The sequence below is a fragment of the Pseudomonas sp. AC463 genome (assembly GCF_979253585.1).
In genome coordinates this window covers 1-312 of record NZ_CEEDDZ010000378.1, presented here as the reverse complement: position 1 = coordinate 312, position 312 = coordinate 1, and the positions used below count along the sequence as shown (strand labels likewise).

The window sequence follows — 312 nt, the reverse complement described above, 5'->3', positions numbered from 1 at the left end:
AGGCGGCGATCGGGCGGACGCCGCAGGGGCCGCTGCTGACGACGGAGGCGCTGGTGGAGATCAGCGTCCGGCTGACCACCGACGACGAGGTCCACGCGCTGAACAAGCAGTATCGCGGCAAGGACAAGCCGACCAACGTCCTGTCCTTCCCGATGGTGCAGTCCGATTTGCTCGATACCGTCAGCCAGAACTCCGACGATGGCGAGCTGCTGCTCGGCGATATCGTGCTCGCCTACGGCGTTTGCGCGGCGGAGGCGGCGGAGCGCGGCATATCGACCGCGGATCACGCGACGCATTTGCTGGTTCATGGCA

Annotated in this window: 1 protein-coding gene; it reads left to right on the top strand. The window is 66.3% G+C overall.

Annotated elements, in window-relative coordinates; all coding sequences use genetic code 11:
- The coding region (ybeY, locus tag AC0IYH_RS30610) for an rRNA maturation RNase YbeY (protein WP_471837918.1) at positions 1–312 on the top strand (312 nt) is incomplete at both ends.